The following is a 26,337-nucleotide window of genomic DNA, read 5'->3' on the forward strand; positions in this document are numbered from 1 at the left end:
CCGGCTGCCGTCGGTCCTGTAGAACCGGGGCGCCATGGCAGGCGCGCCCGGGCGGCAGGGCTCACCGTCCGGCGCCCTTCCGGTTCAGAAAGGTATGCAGCGAGGCCACCGCCACCGTCAGCAGGATGATGACCGTGCCCACCGCGTTGATCACCGGCGGGTGGCCGTTGGGGTTGCGCGCCATGGCGCCGATCTCGGTGGCAAAGGTGCAGGCGCCGCCCTTGGCGAACATGGTGGTGTTGTAGTTCTCCATCGACGCCATGAAGGCGATCACCCCGGCCGAGACCAGCGCGGGCGCCAGATAGGGCAGCGTTAGGCGGCGGAAGACGCGGAACGGCGTGGCGCCCAGATCCAGCGCCGCCTCTTCCAGCTCCACCGGCTGTCGTTGCAGCCGCGCCATCAGGATCAGCATCGGATACCCGGCGATGAAGGTCACCTGCGCCATGACAATGGTGAACAGCCCCGCATCCACGCCGAGCCGCCCCCAGAACACCAGCGCCGACAGGCCCAGCACCACGCCGGGCGCCAGCATCGGCGACAGCAGCACCCACCAGAGCACCCCGTTCGCCCGCGACCGCCAGCGGGTCAGCAGCACCGCCCCCGACAGCCCCAGCATCAGCGCCAGCGGCACGACAAGCGTCGCCACCAGCACCGAATTGCCGAAACAGCCGACAAAGCGGTCGCGGTCGAGCGCCCGCAGCACCGGATCGGCGCGCAGCGCCTCCTCCGGCATCCAGAAGAACGCGTACCATTTGCCGGTAACCCCCCGCCACTCGGTGACCGAGGGCGGCGAGATGTCGTTGAAGGACGACAGCACCATGAGCAGCAGCGGCAGGAACATGAAGCAGAGGAACGCCCAGGTGTAGAGCGTCAGCAGCCCGTCGGCGCTGATGAGACGCGGCAGGCGAAGGGCCGGAGTGCCACTGCGTGTTTCGCTGAGATCCGTCATTGTACCCTCGCGAAATCCTTGAGCCGCGTCCGCATCAGCCACATGAAAAGCGCCACCAGCGCGAAGCAGACCAGCGTATAGGCAAAGCTGTAGGCGGCCCCGGCATTGGCGTTCGGGCTTTCGAAGAATTTGTTGTAGATCGTCTGGCTGAACCATTCCGCCTGCAAGCCGCGACTGATGATGCGCGGCACCGAAAACGCCCCCGCCGCCAGCATGAAGGTGGCGATGGTGCCGACCGCGATGCCGGGCTTGGAATGCGGGATGATGATGCGCCAATGCACCCGCCAGGGCGCGGCGCCAAGATCGCGCGCCGCCTCGATCTGGTTGCGGTCGAGCGTGTTCATCACGTTGTAGATCGGGAAGACCATGAACAGCACATAGGTGTAGACGATCACCAGAAAGACCGTGCCGGGGAAGCGCTTGAACTGGATCGGCTCGGCGATCAGGCCCAGCCCTTGCAGCAGCCCGTTGAGCAGCCCCGCATTGTCGATGATCGTGGTCCAGGCATAGATCCGCATCAGCTCGACGATGGCATAGGGGATCACCAGCCCGAGGAAGAGCCAGACCGCGCGCTGCGGCGGCGTGGCCAGCGCCACCTTGTAGGCGATGGGATAACACAGCAGCAGCGCCAGCGCCGTGGCGATCACCGCCTGCACCAGCGTGCGGGTGAGCGTCACCAGCCCGATGCGCTCATAGGTCTGGCCCCCGGCCTCGTAGCGCAGCCCGATCAGCGCCAGCAGCTTGTTGGAAAGCCTGGCGTTTTCCTCGGCCCGCTGGGCGTCGGACTGCGGGATCAGCCGTGCGCTGGCCAGCGTCGCGAAATTCTCCAGCGTATAGGGGTTGGCGTTTGCCTCGCGCGTTTTCAGCTCGCCGTAAAGCGTCTGCGCCAGGGCGCCGATCTCTTCGGCGGCGGCTTTCTGATCGTCAATCGGTCCGGTGTCGGAGACGCTCCGCAACGGCAGGCCATAGGTCTCGTCCAGCCAGGCGCGCGGCTCGCCCGCAGAGCGCACCAGCGACACATGCGTGGTGGTGCGGTCGCATTGCAGGATATAGGGCCGTTTCGCCGCCTGCCCCTCGCCGCCCAGCGAGGGCAGCGCCAGCCCCGGTGCCGGAGAGGCGGGCCCCGAGAGCGAGGGGATGGCCAGCCCGCCGGAAGGCGCGGGCGCGGCGGGCGTCAGCGTGTCCAGCACCGAGATACAGGTGCGCGCGTCGCGCACCAGCATCTGCGCCACCGAACTGTCGAGCGCCCGTTTCGGCGCCGTCATCGCGCGTTCCAGCATGGTGAGCTGCGGCAGGATGATCAGCATCAGCCCCCAAAGCGCGGCGGCGGCGAAAAACGCCAGCGTCAGCCCGCGCCCGTATCCGCGCAAAAGCCCGCTCATTGCGCCGCCAGCTCCTGCCCGGTGCGCGCCAGCGGCCCGGCGGGCAGGATCACCGCCTGATCCGAGGCAAAGCCCAGCCCCATGATCTCGTCGCCCGCCACCACCGGCGCGCGCCCGTCATTGGTGACATGCACCGCCAGCTCCACCCCCTGCGCCTCGAAGAAGAGGTTGAGGAAGGCGCCTTCCAGATCGCGGCGCCTGAGCCGTGCCGACAGCCGGTTCTCCGCATGGCCGGGCACCATCGCCTCGGGGCGCACGAAAAGCATGGCATCGGCGCCCGGCGCAAGCTGCTCGGGGTTACGGGCACGGAACCGGCCCAGCGGCGTGGTGATGCGCGCGGTGCCGTTCTCGACCGCTTCAATACGCCCGTCCAGGCGGTTGATTTCGCCCACGAAACTCGCGGCGAAGGCGGTGCGCGGGCGGGAATAGATCTCGTCGCCGGTGCCCACCTGTTCGATGACGCCCTTGTTCATCACCGCGATGCGGTCGGACATGGTCAGCGCCTCGCCCTGATCGTGGGTGATGTAGATAAAGGTCACGCCGGTCTTGCGCTGGATCGCCCGCAACTCGGCGCGCATGTGCTGGCGCAGCTTCAGGTCCAGCGCCGAGAGCGGCTCGTCGAGCAGCAGCACCGACGGCTCCACCGCCAGCGCCCGCGCGATCGCCACCCGCTGGCGCTGCCCGCCCGACAGCTCCGAGGGCAGCTTGTCGCCCTGATCGCCAAGCGCCACCAGCTCCAGCAGCTCCTGCGCCTTGGCCCGGCGGGCACGTTTGCCGACACCGCGCGCCTCCAGCCCGAAGGCGACGTTTTCCCAGACCGGCATCAGCGGGAACAGCGCGAGGTTCTGGAAAATCAGCGCCGTAGGCCGGGCGTTGGCACCGATGCCCGCCATATCCGCGCCACCGATGAGCACCCGCCCGTGCGAGGGCTCGATAAAGCCCGAGACCGCGCGCAGAATCGTCGTCTTGCCGCATCCCGAGGGCCCGAGGATGGAAAAGAACTCCCCCGCCTCGATGCGCAGATCTGTGGGTTCGACGGCGGTAAAGCCGTTGGGATAGGTGATCGACACGCCGTCCAGCGTTACGTCCTTGCCGCGCATGGCGCACCTCCGTGGGAAACGTGACCGGGTTACCGGGCGAAGATGACAGTTTCTTGATGGTCCCGCGCAAAGCCCTGTCGCGCGAAACGGCAAGAGCGGGCCGCTGACGGCCCGCTCTCTCGGTCCGGACGGGCCCGGATCAGGCGTTGGTCAGGATCTCGACGAACTCGTTGCGGATCGGGTCGAAGAAGGGCGTCGAGGCCTGCCACCACCACATGTTGCCCAGAACGCTCTCGGTATAGACCTCGTTGAACTGGCGCTTGAACTCTTCGCTGGCGAAGTCGGCCGCACCGACCACGGCGGAGTTGTAGCCGGTGTTGTTGGCGAACATGCCGCCCACTTCCGGCGTCAGCATGAAGTTGACGAAGGCCACCGCCTGCTCGGGGTTCGGCGCGCCGCGCAGGATGCCCATGGTGTCCATCCAGGTGATGATGCCTTCCTTGGGGGCGCGATAGACGTAATCGGGGTTCTCACGGTTCAGCAGCAGGCCGGTGGTGTCCCAGGTCTGGCCGATGACGCAGCCCGCGTCCTTGAAGGCGGCGGTCGCCTCGGTGGCGTTGTTCCAGAAGGCGCCGATGTTTTCCTTATGCGCCAGGATCCACTGGGTGATGGCGCCCCAGACGCGGCGGGCGTCGTCCTCGGATTTGTAGACGTCGAGCATGCGGTTCGACGGCACCTCGCCGGTGGCGTCGAGGTAGAGACCCGCGCCCATGATCACCGATTTCTGGCGGAAGGAGGCCGCGCCCTTGGCCGCCTCTTGCGTGAAGAGGTCGCCAAAGGACAGGTCGGCGTCCGAGATCGGCAGCTTGGCGCGGTTCAGCGTGATGCCCTCGGTGCCCCAGTCATGCGGCAGCAGGATCTGCTTGCCCGCGTGGCTGGCGCCAAGCGCGACGCTGTCGCGCAGGAAGCTGGGATAGATCGCATCCATGTTCACGGTCTCGGGGACCGGCGCGAAATAGCTGTCGCCATTCTCGTCAAGATAGTTCACCGCGGTGTCGATGGAGGGGAAGACCACGTCGAAATCGCCGCCATTCGAGGCGCGCACGATGGATTGCGCCTCGTCGTTCGAGCCGAAGGTGGTCAGCTCGAGCTTGATGCCGGTGTCGGCCTCGAATTTCTCGGCGATGTTCGGCTGAACGTAATCCTGCCAGGCAAGAACCTTGACGCTGCCCGAGGCGGCCAGCGCGTCATGGGCACGCAGGACGACGGGGGCGGCCACCGCGGTGGCGGTGAGCTGCAGGGCGGAACGGCGGGTGAGCTTCATGGGAGATCCCTTTTTCTGCAAGATCGGGCGCCGCGCGCCCGGATGGATCGCCGGTTAGCCCCGCCGCGACACAGGGAGATGACGCTTTTGTAAGAGCTTTGTGACGCACGCCACCCTGCCCCGACGTCGCCTCCGCCGCCCCGCCCCTGCAGGCCGCCCTCCAGCCCTCCCAACACCGGATCGCCCCCCCTCCACGCCACCCCGGCACCCGCCCATCCCCTGCAAGCATGTCTCGTCCCATCGGTGCCCGCGACCCGCTCCTCTCTCCGCCCATGCTCTCGCATCTCCTCCAGATGCCTTCCTCTCTCCTCCCCCAATCCCCTCACCTCTCCGCCCCCGCGCCCCCTCCTGTGCTTCTTCTCTTTCCAAATACGCCCGCCGGAGGCGATCCCGCCCCTCTCCGCCCGCGCGGCGTCCCGGCAAAGGCGCTCCCGCTCTGGCCTCCGGCCGCGTTCCGGGGCATGACAGGCGCAACCGCTCCCGGAGATCCCCGATGCCCTATCTCGTCCTCGCCCTCGCCGTGCTGGCGGAAACCATCGGCACCGCCGCGCTTCAGGCCAGCCAGCAGTTCACCCGCCCGCTGCCCTCGGCGCTTGTGGTGGTCTCCTACGCGCTGGCCTTCTGGCTGCTCTCCATCGTGCTCAAGAGCTTTCCCGTGGGGGTCGCCTATGCGCTCTGGTCGGGGTTGGGCATCGTCTTCATCGCGGTGATCGGCCTTGTCGCCTTCGGCCAGCGGCTCGACCTGCCCGCAATGCTCGGCATCGGGCTGATCCTTGCCGGCATCCTGGTCATCAACCTGTTTTCCGGCACCGCCGGGCATTAAGGGTCTGGCCTTTTCCGGCGCGCCCCGCTAGGCGGTCGCGCAACGTTTCCGAAAAGGCTGACCCATGGACCTGCGCAACATCGCGATCATCGCCCACGTGGACCACGGCAAGACCACGCTTGTCGACGAACTCCTGAAACAATCGGGCGCCTTCCGCGAGAACCAGGCCGTGGCCGAACGCGCCATGGACAGCAACGATCTGGAGCGCGAACGCGGCATCACGATCTTTGCCAAGCCGACCTCGGTCGAGTGGAAGGGCACGCGGATCAATATCGTCGACACCCCCGGCCACGCCGATTTCGGCGGCGAGGTCGAGCGCATCCTGTCGATGGTCGATGGCGTGGTGCTGCTGGTGGACGCCGCCGAAGGCCCGATGCCGCAGACCAAATTCGTGACCTCCAAGGCGCTCGCCCTCGGCCTGCGCCCCATCGTGGTGCTGAACAAGGTCGATAAGCCCGATGCCGAGCCCGACCGCGCGCTCGACGAGTGTTTCGACCTCTTCGCCTCGCTCGATGCCGACGAGGACCAGCTCGATTTCCCGCATATGTATGCCTCGGGCCGCAACGGCTGGGCCGATGCCGAGCTCGACGGGCCGCGCAAGGATCTCTCGGCGCTGTTCAACCTGATCGTGAACCACGTCCCCGCGCCCAAGCAGATCAAGCATCAGGACGAGGATTTCCGGATGCTCGCCACCACGCTGGGCTCGGACCCGTTCGTGGGCCGTCTGCTCACCGGCCGGATCGAGACCGGCAAGGTCAAGGTCGGCCAGACGGTGCAGGCGATCAGCCGCATCGGCCAGAAGATCGAACAGTTCCGCGTGACCCGCGTGCAGGCGTTCCGCGGTCTCGCCCAGGCCGATATCGACGAGGGCCTCGCCGGCGACATCGTCAGCCTCGCCGGCATGAGCAAGGCCACCGTCGCCGACACGATCTGCGCGCTCGCGGTCGACGAGCCGCTCGACGCCCAGCCCATCGACCCGCCGACCATCACCGTGACCTTCGGCATCAACGACAGCCCGCTTGCCGGCCGCGACGGCAAGAAGGTGCAGTCGCGCGTCATCCGCGACCGGCTGATGAAAGAGGCCGAGGGCAATGTCGCGATCAAGATCAAGGACACCCCGGGCGGCGAGGCCTTCGAGGTCTCGGGCCGCGGCGAACTGCAGATGGGCGTGCTGATCGAGAACATGCGCCGCGAGGGCTTCGAGCTCAGCATCTCGCGCCCGCAGGTCATCATGAAGGAAGAGGACGGCCAGCTCATGGAGCCGGTCGAGGAAGCCACCATCGACGTCGATGACGAATATTCCGGCGCTGTGATCGAAAAGCTGACCGGCACCCGCAAGGGCGAGCTGGTCGAGATGAAACCCGCCGGCGCCGGCAAGACGCGGATCATCGCGCATGTGCCCTCGCGCGGGCTGATCGGCTATCACGGCGAATTCCTCACCGACACCCGCGGCACCGGCGTGCTGAACCGCGTGTTCCACGGCTGGACCCCGCATAAGGGCCCGATCGAGGGCCGCCGCGCCGGCGTGCTGATCTCGATGGAAAACGGCGAGGCGGTGGCCTATGCGCTGTGGAACCTCGAGGATCGCGGCAAGATGTTCATCGGCGCCCAGGCGCCGGTCTATACCGGCATGATCATCGGCGAACACTCGCGCGACAACGATCTCGAGGTGAACCCGCTGAAGGGCAAGAAGCTCACCAACGTGCGCGCCTCGGGCACCGACGAGGCCGTGCGCCTGACCACCCCGGTCACCCTGTCGCTCGAAGAGGCCATCGCCTATATCAACGACGACGAGCTGGTCGAGGTCACCCCCAACGCCATCCGGCTGCGCAAGCGCTATCTCGACCCGCATGAACGCAAGCGGATGTCGAAATCGGTGCAGTAAGCCCCCCTTCCTGACAAGACAAAACGCCCGAGCTCCCAAGCCCGGGCGTTTTGTCTTGTCGAGATTGCCAGTATCGTCCGGATCCTCCCCCGCGGCGCCCATGGGACCGTCGGGATTTGCGTATTTTGCAAAGAGAAGAAACACAGGCTGCGTCTTCTTCTCTTTGCAAAATACGCAAAATCGGCGCGACACAGGGCGTCCCGCGGCGGCCTCACCGGATGCGGAACAACCGGATCAGAACCCGCATTTATCGCGCAGAAAGGCCAGCGCCACCGACAGCCCGTCGGGCGCGATGCCATGGCCGGTGCCCTTCATGATATGAGCATAGACCTCTTTCCAGCCCGCCTCCTGCAACGCCTCCGCCGCCTCGGGCAGCGATTGCACCGGCACCACCTCGTCGGCGTCGCCATGCACCAGCAGCACCGGCGGGCGGCTTTGCACCTCGTCGGCCAGCAGTTCGGGCAGCAGCAGACGGCCGGAAAACGCCACCACCCCCGCGAATTCATCCTCGCGCCGGGGCGCCACATGCAGCGACATCATCGTGCCCTGCGAGAAGCCGAAGAGCGCCACCTGTTCGGGCAGCAGATCCTCGTCCACCATCAGCGCGTCGAGAAAGGCGTTCAGATCCTCCACCGCGCGCGCCATGCCCGCGTCGCGTTCCTCTTCCGAGGAGCCGTCGAGCCAGGGGATCGGGAACCATTGATACCCAAAGGGCGCGCCCACGCAGCTTTCCGGCGCGTCGGGCGCCACGAACAGCGTATCCGGCAGATGCTCGCCCAGCGGATCGGCGAGCCCCAGAAGGTCGGCCCCGTTGGCGCCATATCCGTGCAGGAAGACCACACAGGACCGTATCTCACCCGAAACGGGCTCCTTGCGGCCGGTTTGCAGAACGCGGGTCATGTGATCCCCTCTCGCTGTTTCGCAACATGGTAGTAGGCCCAGAGCACCCGCGCCGCAACCGATCTCCACGGGCTCCAGGCCTCGGCCATCTCGCGCAGCGTGCGCTCTTTGGGGCGCTCGGGAAGATCGAAGAGCAGCCGCGCCGCCTCCTGCAAGGCCAGATCGCCCGGCGCGAAGACATCGGCGCGCCCGAGCGAGAACATCGCGTAAATTTCCGCCGTCCAGATGCCGATCCCTTTCACCGCGACCAGCGTCCTGACCACCTCGGGCGTGGGGGCATGGCGCAGCGCGTCGAAGTCGATCCCGGCCTCGGCCAGCGCACGCGCATAGGCCGCCTTCTGCCGCGAAAGACCCAGCCCGCGCAGAGCCTCGTCATCGGTGGCGAGAATCGCCTGCGGATGGGTCATGCCCGCCGTCTCGAGCTTGGCCCAGATCGCCCGCGCCGAGGCGACGCTCACCTGCTGGCTGACGATGGCCGAAAGCAGCTGCGCAAACCCGTCCGGACGCAGGCGCAGCGGCAGCGGGCCGGTCAGGTCCATGGCAGTGGCAAAGCGCGGCTCGGCCCCCGCAAGCCAGGCCGCGCCCTCGGCGACGCAGGCGTCGCTTTCGATTATGCGTCCAATCTCAGCCATTGCCCTGCCCAGTCCAGCGCCTCGTTTACGGTCGTCACACGCGGCCCGCCGGGCCGGCGCGGACGCGCCAGCAATGCCACCGGCAGACCCAGAGCCCGCGCGGCGGCCAGCTTTGGCCAGCCGCCGGGGCCGCCTGCGTCATGTACGATCAGCCAGTCGATTTCCAGCCGCCGCAGCAGCCGCGCCTCCTGCGCCACGGTGAACGGCCCCTCAGCGGGCAGAAAGCGCCCGCGCCGCAGCGGAAAACCGCCCGTGACACGCGACAACGTGCGCGCATAGACCCGCGCATCGAGATTGCGCAGCCCGCCCAGCCGCTCGCGCCCGATGGCGGTGAGCACCGTGGCGCCGCGCGGGATCACCTGCGCCGCCTCGGCAGCATGGCGCAGATGCACCCAGCGGTCGCCCCGCCCTGCCCGCCAGCCGCGCCGCACCAGTTGCAGCCGGGGCAGCCCCAGCGCAGCGCAGGCCCGTTGCGTGGCAAAGGCGGTGGCGGTGTCGCAGGGATGCGCCGCCTCGATCACGGCGGCGACGCCCTGCGCGGCAAGCCAGTCCTCCGACAGCGGCCCGAGGCTCACCGGCACCGGCCAGCCCCGCCGCGTCCGGTCGGGTTCGGTCAGACGCACCGCACAGCCCGGCAGCCGCGCCGCAAGCGCGCGCGCCTCGGCCGAGCCGCCGACGATCAGGAAAGAGGTTCGGAGATCCTTCATGCCCTCACTCTTAGCCCTCGCGACTGTGCGCTGCCAAACATATTCCCCTCTTGCGATAGATCGCGCTGCGCCCTAGGGCTTGCCCTCATGGATACCGTTCAAGACTCCCGCGCCAAGCGCAACGTCGCCGTTCTGGTGATGGCGCAGGCTCTTCTCGGCGCGCAGATGCCGATGATCTTCACCATCGGCGGGCTCGCCGGGCAATCTCTGGCGAGCAACCCCTGCTTTGCGACGCTGCCGATCTCGCTGATCGTGCTGGGTTCGATGATGGCGGCAACGCCGGTTTCGGCCTTCATGCAGCGCTATGGCCGCCGGGCGGGATTCGCGCTTGGCACGCTGGGCGGGGCGCTTGGCGGGGCCGTGGGTGCCTACGGGCTCTATATCGCCTCCTTCCCGGTTTTCCTGGCGGGCAGCTTCCTGACCGGTATCTATATGTCGGCGCAAGGTTTTTACCGTTTCGCCGCCGCCGATACCGCCTCGGACGCATTCCGTCCCAAAGCGATCTCCTATGTCATGGCGGGCGGGCTTCTGGCGGCGATCATCGGCCCGCAGCTTGTGAAGCTGACGGCCAATGCTTTCGTGATTCCCTTCCTCGGCACCTATGCGGTGGTGATCGCGGTGAACCTGGTGGGGTCTTTGCTGTTTCTCTTCCTCGACATCCCCAAACCGCCGGTGCCGGCCCATGATGCGCCCAAAGGCCGCAGCCGCTGGGAACTGATCACCACGCCGCGCATCGCCGTGGCGGTGATCTGCGCGATGGTGAGCTATGCGCTGATGAACCTGGTGATGACCTCGACGCCGCTGGCGGTGGTGGGCTGCGGGTTCGAGACCGGGGATGCGGCCAATGTGGTCACCGCCCATGTTCTGGCGATGTATGTGCCGTCCTTCTTCACCGGCCACATGATCGCGCGCTACGGGGTCGAAAAGATCGTGGCGCTGGGGCTTTTCATCCTTGCCTGCGCGGGCGGCGTGGCGCTGACCGGGGTGGAGCTGGAGCAGTTTTTTCTGGCTCTGGTGCTGCTGGGGATCGGCTGGAATTTCGGGTTCATCGGCGCGACCTCGATGCTGGCCGGCGCGCATGAGCCGCATGAGCGCGGGCGCATGCAGGGGCTGAACGATTTGCTGGTCTTCGGCGGGGTGACGATGGCCTCGCTCGCCTCGGGCGGGCTGATGAACTGCTCGGGCGGCAGCGCACAGCAGGGCTGGACGGCGGTCAATATGGCGATGGCACCCTTCCTGGTGCTGGCGGGCGGTGCGCTGATCTGGCTGATCCTCCGGCCGCAGGCGCAAGTGGCGGAATAAGGTCTGGCCGTCCGGCTTTCCTCTTTCGGTCAATCCCCGCGCCTATGGTCCGGAACAAGCCCGGCTCATGTTGCGCTTGTTTTGACGCTTTAGACCCGCCCGCTCAGCGCAGACCACATGAGCCCGGCCCGGCGGTGGAACTCCGAGAGCCGCAGCGCCCCGTCCGCCACCCGCCCCGGCTCCCGCGCCGCCTGCCGCAGAAGCGGCCCGGCCTGCCAGCCCGCCAGCAGCGCCGCCCGCGCCGGTTTCGGCACCTCGCCGAGCCCCGCCCGCGCTCGCGCCAGCCGCATGAGCCCGTCCTGTGCCAGCGCCGCCACCGCCTCGGGGCGCCCGTCCACCAGCGGCACGCGGCCCTTGGCCTCCAGCTCCGGCACCGCGCGCAGGAACTGCGCCAGCCCCGCCGCATAACCCGCATCCAGCGCCACAGCCTTCGGCATGCCGCCCAGAGCGCGGCCCGCCGCCAGCACCAGATGGCCCGAGGTCTCCTCGATATAGCGGGTGAAATGCCCGGCGTCCTCAAAGGCGTCGCGGTAGATGTCCCAGCGCCGCGCGCCCACCAGCCGGTCAAGCAGCCCGGCCCCTTCCGCATCCAGCACCAGCGCCAGCGGCGTCACCACCTCGTGACGCCGGATCACGCCGCCCCCACGGATCTCCTCCAGCGCGTCGCGCCACCATTGCAGCCGCATTTCGGCGATCATCGCCTCCTGCGTCAGCCAGGGCGCGCGCGCCACTTCGAGGTTGAAGGCATATAGCGGAAACAGCACCTTGCGCGCCGCGACCGGCGCCGCCATGGCGGCGGCAAAACGGTCGGCGTCGCCACGTTCCACAAGCCGCGCGCAGGCGATCAGATCGTCATCGAACTCCATGGCCCGTCCCCTATGCCCGATCCGCGCCGAAGAAAAGGCTCAGCGCGGGCGCGCCAGCACCAGAAGATAGGCGATCCGGTCGGGCGCCTGTTTCCAGAGCGCAATCTCGCGCTCCGATCCCGCCAAGACCTCGGCCATGGCCGGGCTTGCCCCCGGACGCAGCGCTTCGATGCGCGCGGAAAGGCTGTCATAATAGGCCTGCCAGGGCGCGCCGGTCAGCAGCCGCGTGCCGATCACCTCGAACCCCGCCGCCTCGACCTGCGCCAGCACGCCGTCGCAGGTGGTGATCCCCGGCTCCGGCGCCCAGAAATCGCGCACGGCCTGCGGCTCGTCGCCGCCTTGCAGCGCGCCCTGCGAGAAGGCCACCACGCCCCCCGGCGCCAGCGCCTTGCGCCAGGCTGTCAGCCCCTCGGTCACGCCAAGGAAATAGATCGCCCCCGCCGACCAGATGAGATCGTAAGGCCCCGTGAGCGCGGCCATGTCGCCCAGCCGCAGCGTGGCATTCGGCAGACCCGCCAGCCGCGCCTGCCCGGCGGCCACGAATTCCGGCATCGCCTCGATGCCCTCCACCGCCGCCTCGGGCAGCGCCCGCGCCAGCGTCGCGCAATCCGCGCCCGACCCGGCGCCCGCGTCGCAGACCCGCAGCGGCCCCGAGAGCCCCAGCCGCTCCAGCGCCCAGAGCACATCCTCGGGCAGCCCCGGCCCCTGCCGCAACAATCCGCTGTAAAGCGCGATGAATTCCGGTGGCACGCTCATCACACACCCTCCCCGCAATCGCGGATCAGCTTCCAGCGCACCGCATCCAGCAGCGCCTCGAACGAGGCATCGACTATGTTCGCGCTGACCCCCACGGTCTGCCAGCGCCGCCCGCTGCCGTCCTGGCTGTCGATGATGACCCGCGTCACGGCCTCGGTGCCGCCCTGGGTGATGCGCACCTTGAAATCCACCAGCCGCATGTCGTCGATCACCGACTGATACCGCCCCAGATCCTTGGCCAGCGCCTTCGACAGCGCGTTCACCGGCCCCCGGTCGCAGCCCTGGGTGTCGAGACTGTCGCTGACCGAGAGCTTCTTCTCACCATCGACCTTGACCACCACGACCGCCTCGGAGAGCGATATCATCCGGTCGTATTTGTTCTTCCGCCGTTCGATGGTCACCCGGTAGCGCTTGACCTCGAAAAACTGCGGCAGCCGCCCCAGCTCTTCCCGCGCCAGCAGCTCGAAACTAGCCTGCGCGGTGTCGTAGGTATAGCCCTCGGCCTCGCGCGCCTTGATCCGCTCCAGAATCCGCGCCAGCGCCGGATCGCCCTTTTCGACCTCGAGCCCCGCCTCCGCCAGACGGCGCCGCAGGTTCGACTGCCCGGCCTGGTTCGACATCGGGATGACCCGGCGGTTGCCCACGCTGGCGGGGTCGATATGCTCGTAGGTCGACGGATCCTTCAGGATCGCGCTCGCATGCAGCCCCGCCTTATGGGCAAAGGCCGAGGAGCCCACATAGGGCGCCTGCCGCATGGGCACCCGGTTCAGCACCTCGTCGAGCATGCGGCTCACCTGCGTCAGCCCCTCCAGCGCCTCGCGGCTCACGCCGGTGTCATAGGCGCTGGCATAGGGTTCCTTCAGCAAAAGCGTCGGGATCAGCGAGGTGAGGTTGGCGTTGCCGCAGCGCTCCCCCAGCCCGTTCAGCGTGCCCTGCACCTGCCGCACCCCCGCATCCACCGCCGCCAGCGTCGCCGCCACGGCATTCTCGGTGTCGTTATGGGTGTGGATGCCCAGCCGGTCGCCGGGGATGCCGCCCGCGATCACCGCCTTCACGATGCCATAGACCTCATGCGGCAGCGTGCCGCCATTGGTGTCGCAGAGCACGATCCAGCGTGCGCCGGCCTCATGGGCGGCTTTCAGACAGTCCAGCGCATAAGGCGCGTTCGCCTTCCAGCCGTCAAAGAAATGCTCCGCGTCGAACAGCGCTTCGCGCCCCTGCGCCACGATATGAGCGACCGAGGCGCGGATATTCCCGAGGTTCTCTTCCAGCGTGATCCCCAGCGCGGCCGTGACATGGTAATCATGCGTCTTGCCCACCAGACAGACCGCCGGGGTGCCCGCGTTCAGCACCGCCGAGAGCACATCGTCGTTTTCCGCCGAGCGGCCCGCGCGCTTGGTCATGCCGAAGGCGGTCATGGTGGCGCGCGTCGCGCCCACCTCGTCGAAAAACGCGCTGTCGGTGGGGTTGGCGCCGGGCCAGCCGCCTTCGATGTAATCGACCCCGAGCGCATCCAGCGCCGCCGCGATGCGCAGCTTTTCGGCGGTGGAGAACTGCACGCCCTGGGTCTGCTGCCCGTCACGCAGCGTGGTGTCGTAGAGATAGAGCCGGTCTGTCATCTCGTGCTTCCCATTTCAGGCAACGCTCGAACCGCTCCGCCGCACGGACTCAAGGCGAAGCCGCCGTGCGAGCGCCGGCCCGTCCCCGCGGGCTGGCGCTTTGGTGACGTTTGCCCCGGCCTCAGAGGTCCTTCGGATGTGTCACGATAAAGCGCACCCGTTCGACTGTAGGAGCGCCATCCCACGGTCCGGCGCTCGCACGGCTCCTGTCGCAAAACATATCTCCCGCTCATCCCAGCGCCTCCAGCCTGGCCGGATCGAACCCGGTGCCGGGCAACAGCTCCACGCCCGCCTTCGACATGCGCACCTCGACGCCCGCCGCGAGCAGCGCCGCCTTGAGACGGTCCACCTCCGAGAAATCCTTGCTCGCCATGGCCCCGGCCCGCGCCTCGGCCAGCCGCGCCGCCAGTGCCGACAGATCCACCGAGACCTCGGCCCAGCCGCCCAGCTCCGGCACCAGCAATCCAAGCAAACCCGCCCCGGCCTTCAGGGCCGGGGCCTCCCCGGCCCCCGCCAGCCGGTGCAGCTCGGCAATCGCGCCCGCCGTGTTCAGATCGTCCGCCAGCGCCGCCAGAACCGCCTCGGGCACCGGCCCCGCCTCCACGCCCTCGACCATCCCGCGCCATTTGCGCAGCGTGGCCTCGGCCTCGCGCGCCTTCTCCGCCGTCCAGTCCATCGGCTTGCGATAATGCGTCGAGAGCATCACGAAGCGGATCACCTCGCCCGGCACGCCGGGCAACCCGTCATGGCCTTCGAGCAGATCGTGCACGGTGAAGAAATTGCCCAGGGATTTGGACATCTTCTTGCCCTCGACCTGCAACATCTCGTTGTGCAGCCAGACCTTTGCAAACCCGCCCTCGGGATGGGCGCAGCAGCTCTGCGCGATCTCGTTCTCATGGTGCGGGAACATCAGATCGTTGCCGCCACCGTGGATGTCGAAGGTGTCGCCCAAAAGCTCGTAGCTCATGGCCGAGCATTCGATATGCCAGCCCGGACGCCCGCGCCCCCAGGGCGAGTCCCACCCCGGCAGCTCCGGCGAGGACGGTTTCCACAGCACGAAATCCATCGGATTGCGCTTGTAGGGCGCCACCTCGACCCGCGCGCCCGCGATCATGTCATCGACCGAGCGGCCCGAGAGCGCGCCATAGGCCCTGTAGCTCTCCACCGAGAACAGCACATGGCCCTCCGCCTCATAGGCATGGCCCTTGGCGATCAGATCCGAGATCATCGCAATCATCTGCGCGATGAACTGCGTGGCGCGCGGCATATGGGTGGGCTCCATCACCCCCACGGCCGCCATATCGTCGAGATACCATTGCGTGGTCTCGGCGGTGATCTCGCCGATGCTGCGCCCCGAGGCCTCGGCGCGCGCGTTGATCTTGTCGTCCACGTCGGTGAAATTGCGCACATAGGTGACGTGATCCGGCCCATAGACATGGCGCATCAGCCGGAACAGCACGTCGAAGACGATGGCGGGCCGGGCATTGCCCAGATGCGCCCGGTCATAGACCGTGGGGCCGCAGACATAGATCCGCACATTGTCCGCGTCGATGGGCTCGAAACGCTCCTTCTTGCGGGTGCGGGAATTGGTCAGCCAGATGTCCATAGCGCGCTCCTTGGCACAGGGTCGCGGCGGGAGTAGCAACTTCGGTTCTGGATGGGAATAGAAGACCGGCCCGCCGTTTGTCGGGAGGCCCCGACAGATGTCAGCAGGTAATGCAGCAAATCCGGATGAGGGTCGCATGCGTGATCATGGCGCCTCTATAGCGGCATCGCGCCGGATCTGTCCAGCCACATCCTCTCCGCAACGCTCCGCTTCGTAGGGTGGGCAATCTGCCCACCGTCCCGTCTAAACGACCCGCATCCGCCGCCGTACCCGCCAGATCACCAGCGCACCGCCCGCAATCTCCAGCGGGTGCAGAGATTTGCTGTAGGGTGGGCATTCCTGCCCACCATCCCACCTACTCGACCAGCGCCCGCCGCCGCACCGGCCAGACCTCGAGCAGCCCCGCCGACACCACCAGCGCGCCGCCCGCGATCTCCAGCGGGTGCAGATGTTCTCCGGCCAGCAGCGCCGCCGTGACCGCGCCCACCAGCACCTCGGTCTGCATCAGGATGCCCACGCGCGCCGGATCCAGCCGCAAGGTCGCCCACATCAGCAGCGCCAGCGACAGCCCCCACCAGAGCACACCGGTCACCAGCGCCAGCCCGAGCAGCCCCGCCGCCCCCGTGCGCAGCACCCCCGTGGGCCAGGGATCGAAGAACGGCGCCAGCGCCAGCCCCGTGACCGTTGCGCCCAGCACAAAGACAAAGCTCGCCGGCGCCGGCGCCAGCGCGGATTTCACCCGGATGCCCGTGGTGCCCACCGACCACATCACCCCGGCCACCAGCGCCATCCACTCGCCCGCGCCGCGCGGCAGCGGCGCGGCGCCGCCGGCGCTCAGCATCACCACCAGCCCCAGCAGTCCCAGCCCGATCGCCACGATGCGCAGCGCCGGCGTATGCCAGCCCATCACATAGCGGCCGATCAGCGTGCTCCAGACCGGCGTCAGAAAGTAGAGCAGGATGATGATCGCCACCCGCCCATAGACCAGCCCGATGGAATAGAGCGTGAAGGCCGCGCCGCCAAGCGCGATGGAGCCAAGCGCCACCGGCCCGGCCCGCGCCAGCGCGCGGCGGTGCCACCAGGCCAGCGGCGCCAGCGCCAGCGCCGCCGCGGCGGTGGCCAGCACCGTGCCCCAGGCGCCGGGCAGCCCGCGCGACACCATGGCGCGCACCGGCAGCCAGTAGACCCCCCAAAGAAGCCCCGTCAGCGCCACGATCAGGGTGGCAATCAACACGATACGATCCTGCGACATGCCCTGCCCTTAGCAGAGCCGCGCGGCGCCCCCAAGCGGCTCGAAACGCGACGGGCGGGATCGGTTCTCCGATCCCGCCCGCGATGCAAAAATATGCCGCGATTTCAGGCAGACGCGCCACCCGGCGTTACTGGTTCGCCTGCTCCGCCTCGAGCCGGCGATAGGCGGCGACGTTGCGGTTGTGCTCGTCCAGCGTGGCGGCGAAATTATGCCCGTCCGCCGGATCCAGCGTCTTGGCGACGAAGTAGATGTAATCGGATTGCGCCGGGTTCAGCGCCGCCTCGATGCTGGCGCGGCCCGGGTTGGCGATGGGCGTGGGCGGCAGGCCCCCGATCACATAGGTGTTGTAGGGCGTCTCGCGGCGCAGCTCGGACTGGCGCAGCCCGCGTCCCAGCGGCCCCTGTCCCAGCGTGATGCCATAGATCACCGTCGGGTCGGTTTGCAGCCGCATGCCGCGTTCCAGGCGGTTAACGAAGACGCTGGCCACCAGCGGGCGTTCCTCGGCGCCGCCGGTCTCCTTCTCGACGATGGAGGCCATGGTCAGCGCCTCTTCCGGCGTCTCGTAGGGCAGCCCGTCGGCGCGGTTGGCCCAGGCATTGGCGAGGATCACCTCCTGCGCATTCTGCATGCGCTCGATCACGCCGGCGCGGTCATCGCCCACGACCACCTCATAGCTGTCGGGCGCCAGCGAGCCCTCGACGGGCAGTTCGGCGACCTCGCCCTCCAGCACGTCGATCTGCTTCATCTCTTCCACCACCTGCCAGCTCGTCACGCCTTCGGCCAGCGCGATGCGGAAGCGGGTGCCGACGGCGGATTTGTAGCCCTCATAGGCGGCGGGGATCTCTTCGGCGCCCGGATCGAAGGCCAGCATCTCCTGATAGCGGCCGGTGCCGGGATCAAGCTCGCGCACCTGCACCTCCGCCCGGACCACGCCGATGCGGTAGACCACCTCGGTGCCGCAGGTCGAAGCGCCGCCACGGGTGACGATCTCGGTGATCTCGGACATCGAGGCGTGTTCCGGCACCAGATAGGAACCCGCCTTCAGATCGTCGGTCTTATCAGCGTAATCCGCCCCCAGGCGAAAGATCGTGCCGGAGGAAATCGCCCCCTGCCCCTCGAGATCCTGAGAGACGCGGGTGAAATTGCTGCCGCGCTTGACCTGAAGACAGATCGGCGCATCCAGCGGGCCTTCCGCCGAATACTCGTTCTGCGCCCAGAGCAGCACGCCGCCGAGCAGGAACACGATGACCACCAGGAAGGTCAGGGCGTTGGAGGCGATGCTCCGCCACATTTATTCGGCCTTTCCGAAGATCACGCTGGCGTTGGTGCCGCCGAAACCGAAGGAATTCGACAGCGCATGGGTGATCTTGCGCTCGCGCTTGGCGTTGGGCGCCAGGTCGATCGGGGTTTCCACCGCCGGGTTGTCGAGATTGATCGTCGGCGGCGCGACCTGATCGCGGATCGCCAGGATCGAGAAGATCGCCTCGATGGCGCCGGCGGCCCCCAGCAGGTGGCCGGTGGCGGATTTGGTCGAGGACATGGTGACGTTCCTGGCGTGATCGCCCAGCAGCCGCTCGACGGCACCCAGCTCGATCGTGTCGGCCATGGTCGAGGTGCCATGCGCGTTGATATAGTCGATGTCTTCCGCGGTCAGGCCGGCCGATTTCAGCGCCGCGCGCATGGAGCGCTCGCCGCCCTCGCCATCCTCGGAAGGCGCGGTGATGTGATAGGCGTCGCCCGAGAGCCCGTAGCCCAGCACCTCGGCATAGATCTTGGCGCCGCGTGCCTTGGCGTGCTCGTATTCCTCCAGCACGACGATGCCCGCGCCCTCGCCCATCACGAACCCGTCGCGGTCGGCGTCATAGGGGCGCGACGCCTTCTGCGGCTCGTCGCCGCGCTTGGTCGAGAGCGCCTTGCAGGCGTTGAACCCGGCGATGCCGATCTTGCAGATCGCCGCTTCGGCGCCGCCCGCGATCATCACATCCGCATCGCCGTATTTGATCAGCCGCATCGCGTCGCCGATGGCATGCGCGCCGGTGGAACAGGCGGTCACCACCGAGTGGTTCGGCCCCTTGAAGCCGTAGCGGATCGAGACCTGACCGGAAATCAGGTTGATCAGCGCGCCGGGCACAAAGAAGGGCGACACGCGGCGCGGGCCCTTGGCCTCCATCATCACCGCCGTGTTGGCGATGGAATTCAGCCCGCCGATGCCGGAGCCGATCAGAACGCCGGTGCGTTCCAGATCTTCCTTGTCGGTGGGCATCCAGCCGGAATCCTTCACCGCCTGATCGGCGGCGGCCATGCCGAAGAGGATGAAGGTATCGACCTTGCGCTGCTCTTTCGGCTCCATATAGGTGTCGGCATTGAAGGTGCCGTCGGATCCGTCGCCGCGCGGCACTTCGCAGGCATAGGTGGTGACCAGCCCTTCGGTATCGAACTGCGTGATCGGGCCCGCGCCCGACTGCCCGTCGAGGATCCGTTCCCAGCTTTTTTCCACCCCGTCTGCCAGGGGTGTGACCAGCCCCAGCCCGGTAACAACGACGCGACGCATGCGCTCTGCCCTTCCCTCAAAATTCTTTCGTGGCCACGCTCTTACCCCGCCTCAGGCGCGCGGGGCAAGACCATGACGCGGCTCAGCCCCATTCGGGGCCCAGATCGGCAACCGCCCGCTCTATCCAGTGCTCGCGCAGCCAGTCGCAGGGTTTGGAATGGCGGATGAAGCTGCGGTTATAGCCGTCCAGCGCCTCGGTCATCTTGGGATGGCCGTGGAAACAGACGACACGGGCCTCCTCCGGCAGACGCGGCCTGTGCAGCCAGTTGCCCGGAAACGGGTTGCAGTCATACTTGAAGGACACGACCCAAGGCTCGGGGATATAGGTGAAAACACCGCGATCCATCGCCTTGTGGCTGGTATAGCGCTGCTCCGAGCCGCGCGCCTTCTCGACCTCTTCGTAAGGCCGCGCCGCGAGCTCTTCGTAAAGGAACCCGTGCCGCACCGGATCGAAGCGGAAGACAGAACCATGCCCGGTGGGCCGGCCCTTGCGCTTTTCCGTCCAGTCGTGGCGCATCGCCACGGTGCCGGGGGCGAGATCGTGGATCTCGTCCAGCGAACCGGTGATCACCACATCGAGATCGAAGCCCAGGAAAGGCCCCTCGAGATCGGGCACCAGCCCGGGACGGAAAAGCGACACCTTGCGCATGGCGCCCTGCCGGTTCGCCACCGCGAGCGCCGCGGCCATGGGCTCGGCAAAGGGCTCGACCGGCAGCGGCAGGATCTCCACATCCGGGTGGATGCCCTCGGCCCGGTCGGTCATGCAGAAGAAGCGGATCGGACGTGCCATGTGGCGGCGCACCCCGGAATAGAGGCGGTTCACATATTCCGGGCCAAAGGCCGTGCCCCATTTGATGCAGATGATATTGGCTCGTTGCGTCACACGCACCCCCTGAACGGCTTTGCCCGCGCTTTAGCCGAAAGCGCGGGGCTCTGCCATCCCGTTGGGCAATGCCCCGCCCATCGGCGCGCCGCGCACAGTCCGTCATTGCCCTGTCGCCGGGCTCTGGCACAGTGGACGCCTGACCATTGTCCCGAATTTGTTTCCTGCTCCACCGACAAGACGAGGATGACGAGGATGAGCACCCCTGCCCCCACTGACGCCCAGATCGCCGAGGCGGCCTATTTTCTCTGGCTCGAGGACGGCTGCCCCGATGGCAAGGACGCCGCCCACTGGGCCGCCGCCAGCACTGCCCTGAGCCTGACCGCCGAGGCTCCCAAACCGAAGCCCAAGCCGAAAAAGGCCAAGCCGGCGGCCGGAAAAGGCGCTCCCGCCAAGGCCGCGGCCAAGGCGGGAGCCGCAGGAAAGCCGAAAGCCAAGGCCGCAGGTGCCGAGAAGCCGAAGGCGAAGCCGCGCAAGGCGAAGACCGAAGAGTAGGAACGGGCGTGGCGGGACAGTCCCGCCCTACCCCTTCTTGCGCCCGGTGATCATCGGGGTGACCAGATCCTCGCCCTTCCAGCGGCGATAGAAGCCGATGGCCGCGATATGGGCGATCACCATCACCAGCAGCAGCGTCGACAGCGGCTCGTGCAGCGACAGCGCCTTGCGGGTGATGTCGGACGAGACATATTGCGCCAGCGGGCCGACATTGATGTAATCCTCGGGATCGGCGAAGAGCCCCGACAGAATCTGCAGCGCCAGCACCAGCAGCACCCCCACGACAAAGAGCGCGCCCACCGGGTTGTGGCCCCAGGTGTTCGAGGGTTTGCGGTCGGGCAGATGCCTGGCATAGCGCAGCACCGCGCCGGGGCCTTTCACAAAGCTTGCAAACCGCGCGGTCTGCGGTCCGACGAAGCCCCAGAGCACCCGCAGCACGACAATCGCGGCCACGGTATAGCCCGCGTAGAAATGCAGCGTCATCTGATCGGGGCCGAACTTGCCCAGCCCCCAGGCCGTCGCAAAGGACAGCACCAGCGCCCAGTGCAGCACCCGCACCACCGGATCCCAAAGCTGCTCGCCGGAACCGGAGGGCATCACCCCCCGATCCGTTTGCTCAGCGATACTCAAGGCTCAGAAGTCCTTGGCGCGGAAGTCGTCATGGCAAGCCTTGCAGGTGCCACCGACCTTGCCCACGGCGGGGCGCAGCGCGTCGAGCCCTTCGCCGGCAGCGGCGTTCAGCTCCATCAGGGCGGCGCCAAAGGCCTGACCCTTTTCCTGGAACGCGCCCATGTCTTCCCAGATCACCGGCAGCGCGCGGGTTGCGCCCGGCAGATCGTCCTTGGAGGTGCCGGGGGCGTAGAAATCGCCCACGTGCAGCGTGGTCAGCGTCACCATATCGGCGGCATGTGCCTTGGCGGTTTCGGCGTCGTAATCGACCTTGCCCTGGGCCATGGCGGCAAGACCGCCCATTTCATAGCCGAGCATCGTGTAGAAGGCGCGCCGTGCCTTGGCGGTTTCTTCTTCGGCGGATTGGGCCAGCGCCATGGTGGCGGGAACGGCAGCGATCAGGGCGGAGAGGAGAACCTTGCGCATGTCGGAGAAAATCCCTGTAAACGTGGTTTGAACATGGGATCGGCGCGGTTTTGACACCGCGCCGATCCCACCTCAATCGTACAGATTCGAATGTGAGAATAAAACTGTAACGTTCAGAATCTTTTTGACCTTTTCGTGATCATGCCGGCATCCGCTGTTCGACGATGCCGGCCCACCAGGAACAACCCGCAGGAATCGCTTCATCATTGAAGTTATACTCAGGATTGTGCACGTCGGCGCTGTCGCCATTGCCGACCAGAATATAGGCACCCGGCCGCTCCTCGAGCATATAGGCGAAATCCTCGCCGCCCATGGTGATCGGCGCATCGCGCTCGCAGGCGCCCGAGACGGCTTCGGCCACATCGGCGGCAAAGCTGGTCTGCTCCGCGCTGTTGACCATCGCCGGGTAGCCCGGCAGCCATTTGATGTCGGCCTCGCAGCCGAAGGCTTGCGCCGTCGCGGCGGCCACCGCCTTGATGCGCTCTTCGCCGAGCGCGCGGTTGGTCTTGGACATGGTGCGCATGGTGCCGCGCAGGGTTACGAAGGCCGGGATGACGTTGAACGCCTTGGACGAGCTTTCGATCGAGGTGACCGAAACGACCATCTGGTCGTCGGGGTCGGAATTGCGGCTGACGATGCTTTGCAGCGCGGTCACCACATGCGCCGAGGTCACCAGCGGATCGGTGGCCTGATGCGGCTTGGCAGCGTGACCGCCCTTGCCCTTGACCACGATCTCGAACTGGTCGGTGGCGGCGAAGAAGGCACCGGGCCGGATGGCGAATTGCCCTGTCGGCACGCCGGGCCAGTTGTGCATGCCATAGACCTCCTGGATGCCCCAGCGATCCATCATGCCATCCTCGCACATGAAGCGCCCGCCGCCGCCACCCTCTTCGGCGGGCTGGAAGATCACCACCACGGTGCCGTCGAAATTGCGCGTCTCGGCCAGGTATTTCGCCGCCCCCAGCAGCATGGCCGTATGGCCGTCATGGCCGCAGGCATGCATGGCGCCCGGCGTTTTCGAGGCGTAGTCGAGCCCCGTCGCCTCGTGGATCGGCAGCGCATCCATATCGGCGCGCAGACCGATCACCTTGCCCGAGCCATTGGCCTTGCCCTTGATCACGCCCACCACGCCGGTGCGCCCGATCCCCTCGACCACCTCGTCGCAGCCGAATGCGCGCAGCTTTTCGGCAACGATGCCAGAGGTCCGGTGGGTCTCGAACAGGATTTCGGGGTTTTCATGGAAGTCGCGGCGCCAGGCGGTGATTTCGGCCTGCATCTCGGCAAAGCGGTTCTTGACGGGCATGGAGGGGCTCCTGTTCGTGTTCGGGAAAAGCCTGCCACCAGAGGCGGCAGGCCGCAAGCGCGGCTCAGAGATTGGGTCCGGTGACCAGTTTCGAACCGTCGGAAAAGCGGGACAGGCGGAAGCGGCTCAGATCGTGGCCGGGGTCGCGCCCCAGCACCATGTCGGCGGCGATGCGCCCGAAGGCGGGGCCGATGCCGAAGCCGTGGCCGCACATGCCGGTGAGCACCGTAAGCCCCGGCAGCGCGGCCACGCGGTCCACCACGGGCACCACATCGGGCATCACGTCGATCATCCCCGCCCAGGATGCCTGCAACGGCGCGGCGCCCATCTGCGGGAAATGCTGGCCGAAGCGCCGCCGCGTCTCGGCCACCTTCGCGGCGTTGGGCTCGGGGGAAAGAATACGCATACGCTCGAAAGGGCTCTCCTCCTCATCGCCCCAGCGGCGCGGCGTGCCCCAGGCGTCGGGATAGCCCGCGGGCGCCCGGGCGCGCAGATGCACGTCGAATTTGCCCGAGACCGCAAGCGGCAGATAGGTCGAGAGCGCGCGGAAGGCGTCGGGGCCAATGAACAGCTCGGAAAAGGCCGAGGGCGCAAGGGTATAGCCCCCATCGGCGCGCGGACGAAAGGCCAGCTTGTCGTCCACGGCAGCGGTATTCACCCCCTGCGGCAGACGCTCGGTCGCCATGGCGGTGGAGCGCACCGAAAGCTGCGGGATCTTCACCCCGTGCCGGCGCAGGAAGAGCGAGGACCACGCCCCGCCCGCCAGCACCGCCTGATCGCAGGCGATCCGGCCCTTTTCGGTGACAACCCCCGCCACCTTGCCGCCCTGCATGTCGAGCCCGCGCACGGCGCAGCGTTCCCGGATCACGGCCCCGTCCGAGGCCGCCAGCCGCGCCAGCTCCGGCACGGCAACCCAAGGCTCGCCCTTCATATCGGTCGGCGTGTGCAGGGCGCCCACCCAGGGGCTGTCCTCGGCGCCCAGAAGCGTCTTGGTCTCCGCCGCGTCCAGAAGCCGCGAAGAAACCCCCAGCGGCACCGCCTCGGTGAGCCAGCCGGCGAACCCGTCCATCTCCTTTTGCGACTTGGCGAGATAGCTCACCCCCACCTGCCGCACCCCCAGCCTGCCGCCGCATGCGGCGTCGAGCTGCGGCCAAAGCTGCTGTGCCTCCAGCGCGATGGGGATCTCGGCCATGTCGCGGCCCTGCACCCGGATCCAGCCCCAGTTGCGCGAGCTTTGCTCCGCCGCCACCCTGCCCTTTTCCAGCAGCACCACGCTCAGCCCCGCCCGCGCCGCGAAAAGCGCCGTCGAGACACCGATCACCCCCCCGCCGATCACCACCAGATCGCAGCGCTCGGGCAGCGGGCCATCGTGCTCGACCGGCCCCTCGTCGCGAAACGGGAAGATCATGACAGCCGCTCCAGAAGCCCTTCCATGAACCGCTGCCCGGCCTCGAGCTGCGCAATCTCGATATATTCGTCGGGCTTGTGGGCAATGGTGATGTCGCTCGGCCCGCAGACCACCGCGTCATACCCGCCGGCCTGAAAATGGCTGGCCTCGGTGCCGTAGCTCACCTGCATCACGCCGTTGTCGCCGGTCACCTGACGCACCAGTTCCTCGGCGCTGTTGCCCTCGGTGGGCTTCAGCGGCGGCAGGTCGAACATCCGGGTGACCTCGATTCGGGCGTCTGGATGCACCGCCTGCATTTCGGCCTCCAGCCCGGCCACCCGGTCCATGAGGCGCCGCGCCCAGTCCTCCGGGTCCTCGCCGGGGATGACGCGAAAGCTCATGCCGAACGCGCAATCCTTGGCAGTGATGTTATGCGCGGTGCCGCCGTGGATCTGGCCCACATGCACATTGGTGTAAGGCGGATCGAACAACGCGGCGATGGCGCTCGGCGTGGCGGCGGCATTGGCGGCGTTCTGTGCGTTGGCCCATTCGACCAGCTTGACGCCCCACATGATCGCCGAGACGCCGGTGTGCAGGATCGAGCTGTGCACCTCGACCCCGTGCACATGGATCCAGAAATTCACCCCGCCCTTGTGGCCGGTCACCGCCTTGATCATCGTGGGCTCCCCCACGATCACCGAGGCCGCCTTGGGCACCACGCCCTGCATCGCCGCCACCAGATCGGCGGCGCCGGTGCAGCCGATCTCCTCGTCATAGGTGAGCGCCAGTTGCAGGGGCCGCGTCACGCCGCGATGCTTCGCCTCGACCAGCGCCCAGACCGCCAGCGCGTCGAAGCCCTTCATGTCGGTGGAGCCGCGCCCGTAAAGCCGCCCGTCCCGTTCGGTCAGCTCCCAGGGGTCGGAGGTCCAGTCCTGCCCGTCCACCGGCACCACATCCGTATGTCCCGAGAGCACGACACCGCCCTCTTCCTCCGGCCCAACATGGGCAAATAGCGCGGCCTTGAGATCGGGCTCCGCCGGCTTGTAATGGCGGTGGCTTTCAATGCCATGCCCGGCCAGATAGCTCTCCACCCAGTCGATCAGCGGCAGGTTGGTGTCGCGGCTGACGGTGGGAAAGCTTACCAGTTTCGCGAGAATCTCGCGCGGGGAGAGGCGGGTCGGCATGGGAGGTCCTTCGTTCGTTCACCAATGAACTAAACCCGCCCGTGGCGCCCCACAAGGCCGCCCCGCGCAAAGCCGCTTTCGCGCAGCGCGCCACGCCCAAATTTCCGTCAGACACCGCTCCTCCGGCCCGGCGCGCCCCCTTTTTGCTCTTTCCGAAAGGGTCTTGGCCCGGCCCTCTATGACCGAACGACCAGAGACCGGGGCGAAAGAGGCGCCACAGACGCCCCTCCCTCCCTTTCATCTTTCCGCCAAATACGTCCGGGGGGATGCGCGCCCCGGCGCGCGAGGGGGCAGCGCCCCCAAGGCCCCCCGCCGGGTCACCGCCCCACACCTCCCCGACAGTGCGACGCAAACGGGGGTCGCGGGGGGGGGGGCCCCCCCCCCCCCCCCCAAAAA

24 protein-coding genes are annotated in these 26,337 nt (G+C 67.5%); 4 read left to right on the forward strand and 20 right to left on the reverse strand.

The annotated features are described in order from the left end of the window. Positions 1 to 61: 61 nt before the first annotated feature. The 4 genes from M4578_RS18050 to M4578_RS18065 all read right to left on the reverse strand — a co-directional run bounded on the left by M4578_RS18050 (position 62) and on the right by M4578_RS18065 (position 4,695). Positions 62 to 949, reverse strand: a complete 888-nt coding sequence (locus M4578_RS18050; RefSeq protein WP_258094692.1) for an ABC transporter permease — start codon at positions 947 to 949, stop codon at positions 62 to 64. Then, complete coding sequence (locus tag M4578_RS18055; protein ID WP_258094693.1) at positions 946 to 2,331, reverse strand: ABC transporter permease; 1,386 nt, start codon at positions 2,329 to 2,331, stop codon at positions 946 to 948. The genes M4578_RS18050 and M4578_RS18055 overlap by 4 nt, the downstream gene beginning before the upstream one ends. Next, positions 2,328 to 3,431: an ABC transporter ATP-binding protein gene (locus M4578_RS18060; RefSeq protein WP_258094694.1), complete on the reverse strand. Its 1,104-nt coding sequence runs from the start codon at positions 3,429 to 3,431 to the stop codon at positions 2,328 to 2,330. The genes M4578_RS18055 and M4578_RS18060 overlap by 4 nt, the downstream gene beginning before the upstream one ends. A 139-nt stretch (positions 3,432 to 3,570) precedes the next feature. After that, the gene (locus tag M4578_RS18065) at positions 3,571 to 4,695 is read right to left on the reverse strand and encodes an extracellular solute-binding protein (RefSeq protein ID WP_258094695.1); all 1,125 of its coding nucleotides are present in this window, start codon (positions 4,693 to 4,695) and stop codon (positions 3,571 to 3,573) included. A 493-nt stretch (positions 4,696 to 5,188) separates the two neighbouring features. Here M4578_RS18065 and M4578_RS18070 point away from each other — a divergent pair, with 493 nt between their 5' ends. Both M4578_RS18070 and typA read left to right on the forward strand, forming a co-directional pair. Then, positions 5,189 to 5,518, forward strand: a complete 330-nt coding sequence (locus M4578_RS18070) for a DMT family transporter (protein WP_258094696.1) — start codon at positions 5,189 to 5,191, stop codon at positions 5,516 to 5,518. 64 nt (positions 5,519 to 5,582) lie between these two features. Next, positions 5,583 to 7,403, forward strand: a complete 1,821-nt coding sequence (gene typA, locus M4578_RS18075; RefSeq protein ID WP_258094697.1) for a translational GTPase TypA — start codon at positions 5,583 to 5,585, stop codon at positions 7,401 to 7,403. 234 nt (positions 7,404 to 7,637) lie between these two features. On the opposite strand, the gene M4578_RS18080 is transcribed toward typA, so the two are convergent. Genes M4578_RS18080 through M4578_RS18090 form a run of 3 tightly spaced genes read right to left on the reverse strand, consistent with a single transcriptional unit; the run spans position 7,638 to position 9,642 of the window. Beyond that, positions 7,638 to 8,303 carry an alpha/beta hydrolase gene (locus tag M4578_RS18080; protein WP_258094698.1) on the reverse strand — a complete coding sequence of 222 codons (666 nt, stop codon included), beginning with the start codon at positions 8,301 to 8,303 and terminating at the stop codon, positions 7,638 to 7,640. After that, positions 8,300 to 8,935 (reverse strand): DNA-3-methyladenine glycosylase family protein, encoded by a 636-nt coding sequence (locus tag M4578_RS18085; RefSeq protein WP_258094699.1) that lies wholly within the window; start codon positions 8,933 to 8,935, stop codon positions 8,300 to 8,302. Before M4578_RS18085 ends, M4578_RS18080 begins: the two co-directional genes overlap by 4 nt. Beyond that, positions 8,914 to 9,642 (reverse strand): precorrin-6A/cobalt-precorrin-6A reductase, encoded by a 729-nt coding sequence (locus tag M4578_RS18090; RefSeq protein WP_258094700.1) that lies wholly within the window; start codon positions 9,640 to 9,642, stop codon positions 8,914 to 8,916. Before M4578_RS18090 ends, M4578_RS18085 begins: the two co-directional genes overlap by 22 nt. An 87-nt stretch (positions 9,643 to 9,729) precedes the next feature. Between M4578_RS18090 and M4578_RS18095 the strand changes: the two genes are divergently transcribed. Continuing rightward, positions 9,730 to 10,944 (forward strand): MFS transporter, encoded by a 1,215-nt coding sequence (locus tag M4578_RS18095; RefSeq protein ID WP_258094701.1) that lies wholly within the window; start codon positions 9,730 to 9,732, stop codon positions 10,942 to 10,944. A gap of 89 nt (positions 10,945 to 11,033) precedes the next feature. Here the strand turns inward: M4578_RS18095 and M4578_RS18100 are convergent, their stop codons facing one another. The 8 genes from M4578_RS18100 to M4578_RS18135 form a co-directional block, all read right to left on the reverse strand. Further along, positions 11,034 to 11,810, reverse strand: a complete 777-nt coding sequence (locus M4578_RS18100) for a squalene/phytoene synthase family protein (RefSeq protein WP_258094702.1) — start codon at positions 11,808 to 11,810, stop codon at positions 11,034 to 11,036. Positions 11,811 to 11,849: 39 nt separating this feature from the next. After that, a complete protein-coding gene (locus M4578_RS18105; protein WP_258094703.1) occupies positions 11,850 to 12,566 on the reverse strand; it encodes a class I SAM-dependent methyltransferase in 717 nt (238 codons plus the stop codon). Beyond that, positions 12,566 to 14,185: a citramalate synthase gene (cimA, locus tag M4578_RS18110; protein WP_258094704.1), complete on the reverse strand. Its 1,620-nt coding sequence runs from the start codon at positions 14,183 to 14,185 to the stop codon at positions 12,566 to 12,568. The genes M4578_RS18105 and cimA overlap by 1 nt, the downstream gene beginning before the upstream one ends. A 229-nt stretch (positions 14,186 to 14,414) precedes the next feature. Beyond that, positions 14,415 to 15,791: a cysteine--tRNA ligase gene (cysS, locus tag M4578_RS18115; protein ID WP_258094705.1), complete on the reverse strand. Its 1,377-nt coding sequence runs from the start codon at positions 15,789 to 15,791 to the stop codon at positions 14,415 to 14,417. Between the two features lie 355 nt (positions 15,792 to 16,146). Then, positions 16,147 to 17,025: a DMT family transporter gene (locus M4578_RS18120; protein ID WP_258094706.1), complete on the reverse strand. Its 879-nt coding sequence runs from the start codon at positions 17,023 to 17,025 to the stop codon at positions 16,147 to 16,149. Positions 17,026 to 17,170: 145 nt separating this feature from the next. Next, on the reverse strand, positions 17,171 to 18,334 hold the full coding sequence (gene mltG, locus M4578_RS18125; RefSeq protein ID WP_258094707.1) for an endolytic transglycosylase MltG: 1,164 nt from the start codon (positions 18,332 to 18,334) through the stop codon (positions 17,171 to 17,173). Next, complete coding sequence (gene fabF / locus M4578_RS18130; protein ID WP_258094708.1) at positions 18,335 to 19,594, reverse strand: beta-ketoacyl-ACP synthase II; 1,260 nt, start codon at positions 19,592 to 19,594, stop codon at positions 18,335 to 18,337. An 82-nt stretch (positions 19,595 to 19,676) separates the two neighbouring features. Next, on the reverse strand, positions 19,677 to 20,477 hold the full coding sequence (locus M4578_RS18135; protein ID WP_258094709.1) for a glycosyl transferase: 801 nt from the start codon (positions 20,475 to 20,477) through the stop codon (positions 19,677 to 19,679). Between the two features lie 195 nt (positions 20,478 to 20,672). Between M4578_RS18135 and M4578_RS18140 the strand changes: the two genes are divergently transcribed. Beyond that, positions 20,673 to 20,972, forward strand: a complete 300-nt coding sequence (locus M4578_RS18140) for a DUF2934 domain-containing protein (protein WP_258094710.1) — start codon at positions 20,673 to 20,675, stop codon at positions 20,970 to 20,972. Between the two features lie 27 nt (positions 20,973 to 20,999). On the opposite strand, the gene M4578_RS18145 is transcribed toward M4578_RS18140, so the two are convergent. From M4578_RS18145 to argE, 5 genes are all read right to left on the reverse strand, one after another. Continuing rightward, positions 21,000 to 21,569, reverse strand: coding sequence for a cytochrome b/b6 domain-containing protein (locus tag M4578_RS18145; protein WP_258094711.1), 570 nt, complete (start codon positions 21,567 to 21,569; stop codon positions 21,000 to 21,002). A 36-nt stretch (positions 21,570 to 21,605) separates the two neighbouring features. Continuing rightward, the gene (locus M4578_RS18150) at positions 21,606 to 22,067 is read right to left on the reverse strand and encodes a c-type cytochrome (protein WP_258094712.1); all 462 of its coding nucleotides are present in this window, start codon (positions 22,065 to 22,067) and stop codon (positions 21,606 to 21,608) included. A 139-nt stretch (positions 22,068 to 22,206) separates the two neighbouring features. After that, on the reverse strand, positions 22,207 to 23,370 hold the full coding sequence (locus M4578_RS18155; RefSeq protein WP_258094713.1) for a M20 aminoacylase family protein: 1,164 nt from the start codon (positions 23,368 to 23,370) through the stop codon (positions 22,207 to 22,209). Between the two features lie 64 nt (positions 23,371 to 23,434). Then, a complete protein-coding gene (locus tag M4578_RS18160) occupies positions 23,435 to 24,778 on the reverse strand; it encodes an NAD(P)/FAD-dependent oxidoreductase (RefSeq protein ID WP_258094714.1) in 1,344 nt (447 codons plus the stop codon). Next, on the reverse strand, positions 24,775 to 25,941 hold the full coding sequence (gene argE, locus M4578_RS18165; protein WP_258094715.1) for an acetylornithine deacetylase: 1,167 nt from the start codon (positions 25,939 to 25,941) through the stop codon (positions 24,775 to 24,777). Before argE ends, M4578_RS18160 begins: the two co-directional genes overlap by 4 nt. Between the last annotated feature and the right edge of the window lie 396 nt (positions 25,942 to 26,337).

The organism is Salipiger pentaromativorans, from assembly GCF_024721115.1.
Lineage (GTDB): Bacteria > Pseudomonadota > Alphaproteobacteria > Rhodobacterales > Rhodobacteraceae > Salipiger > Salipiger pentaromativorans.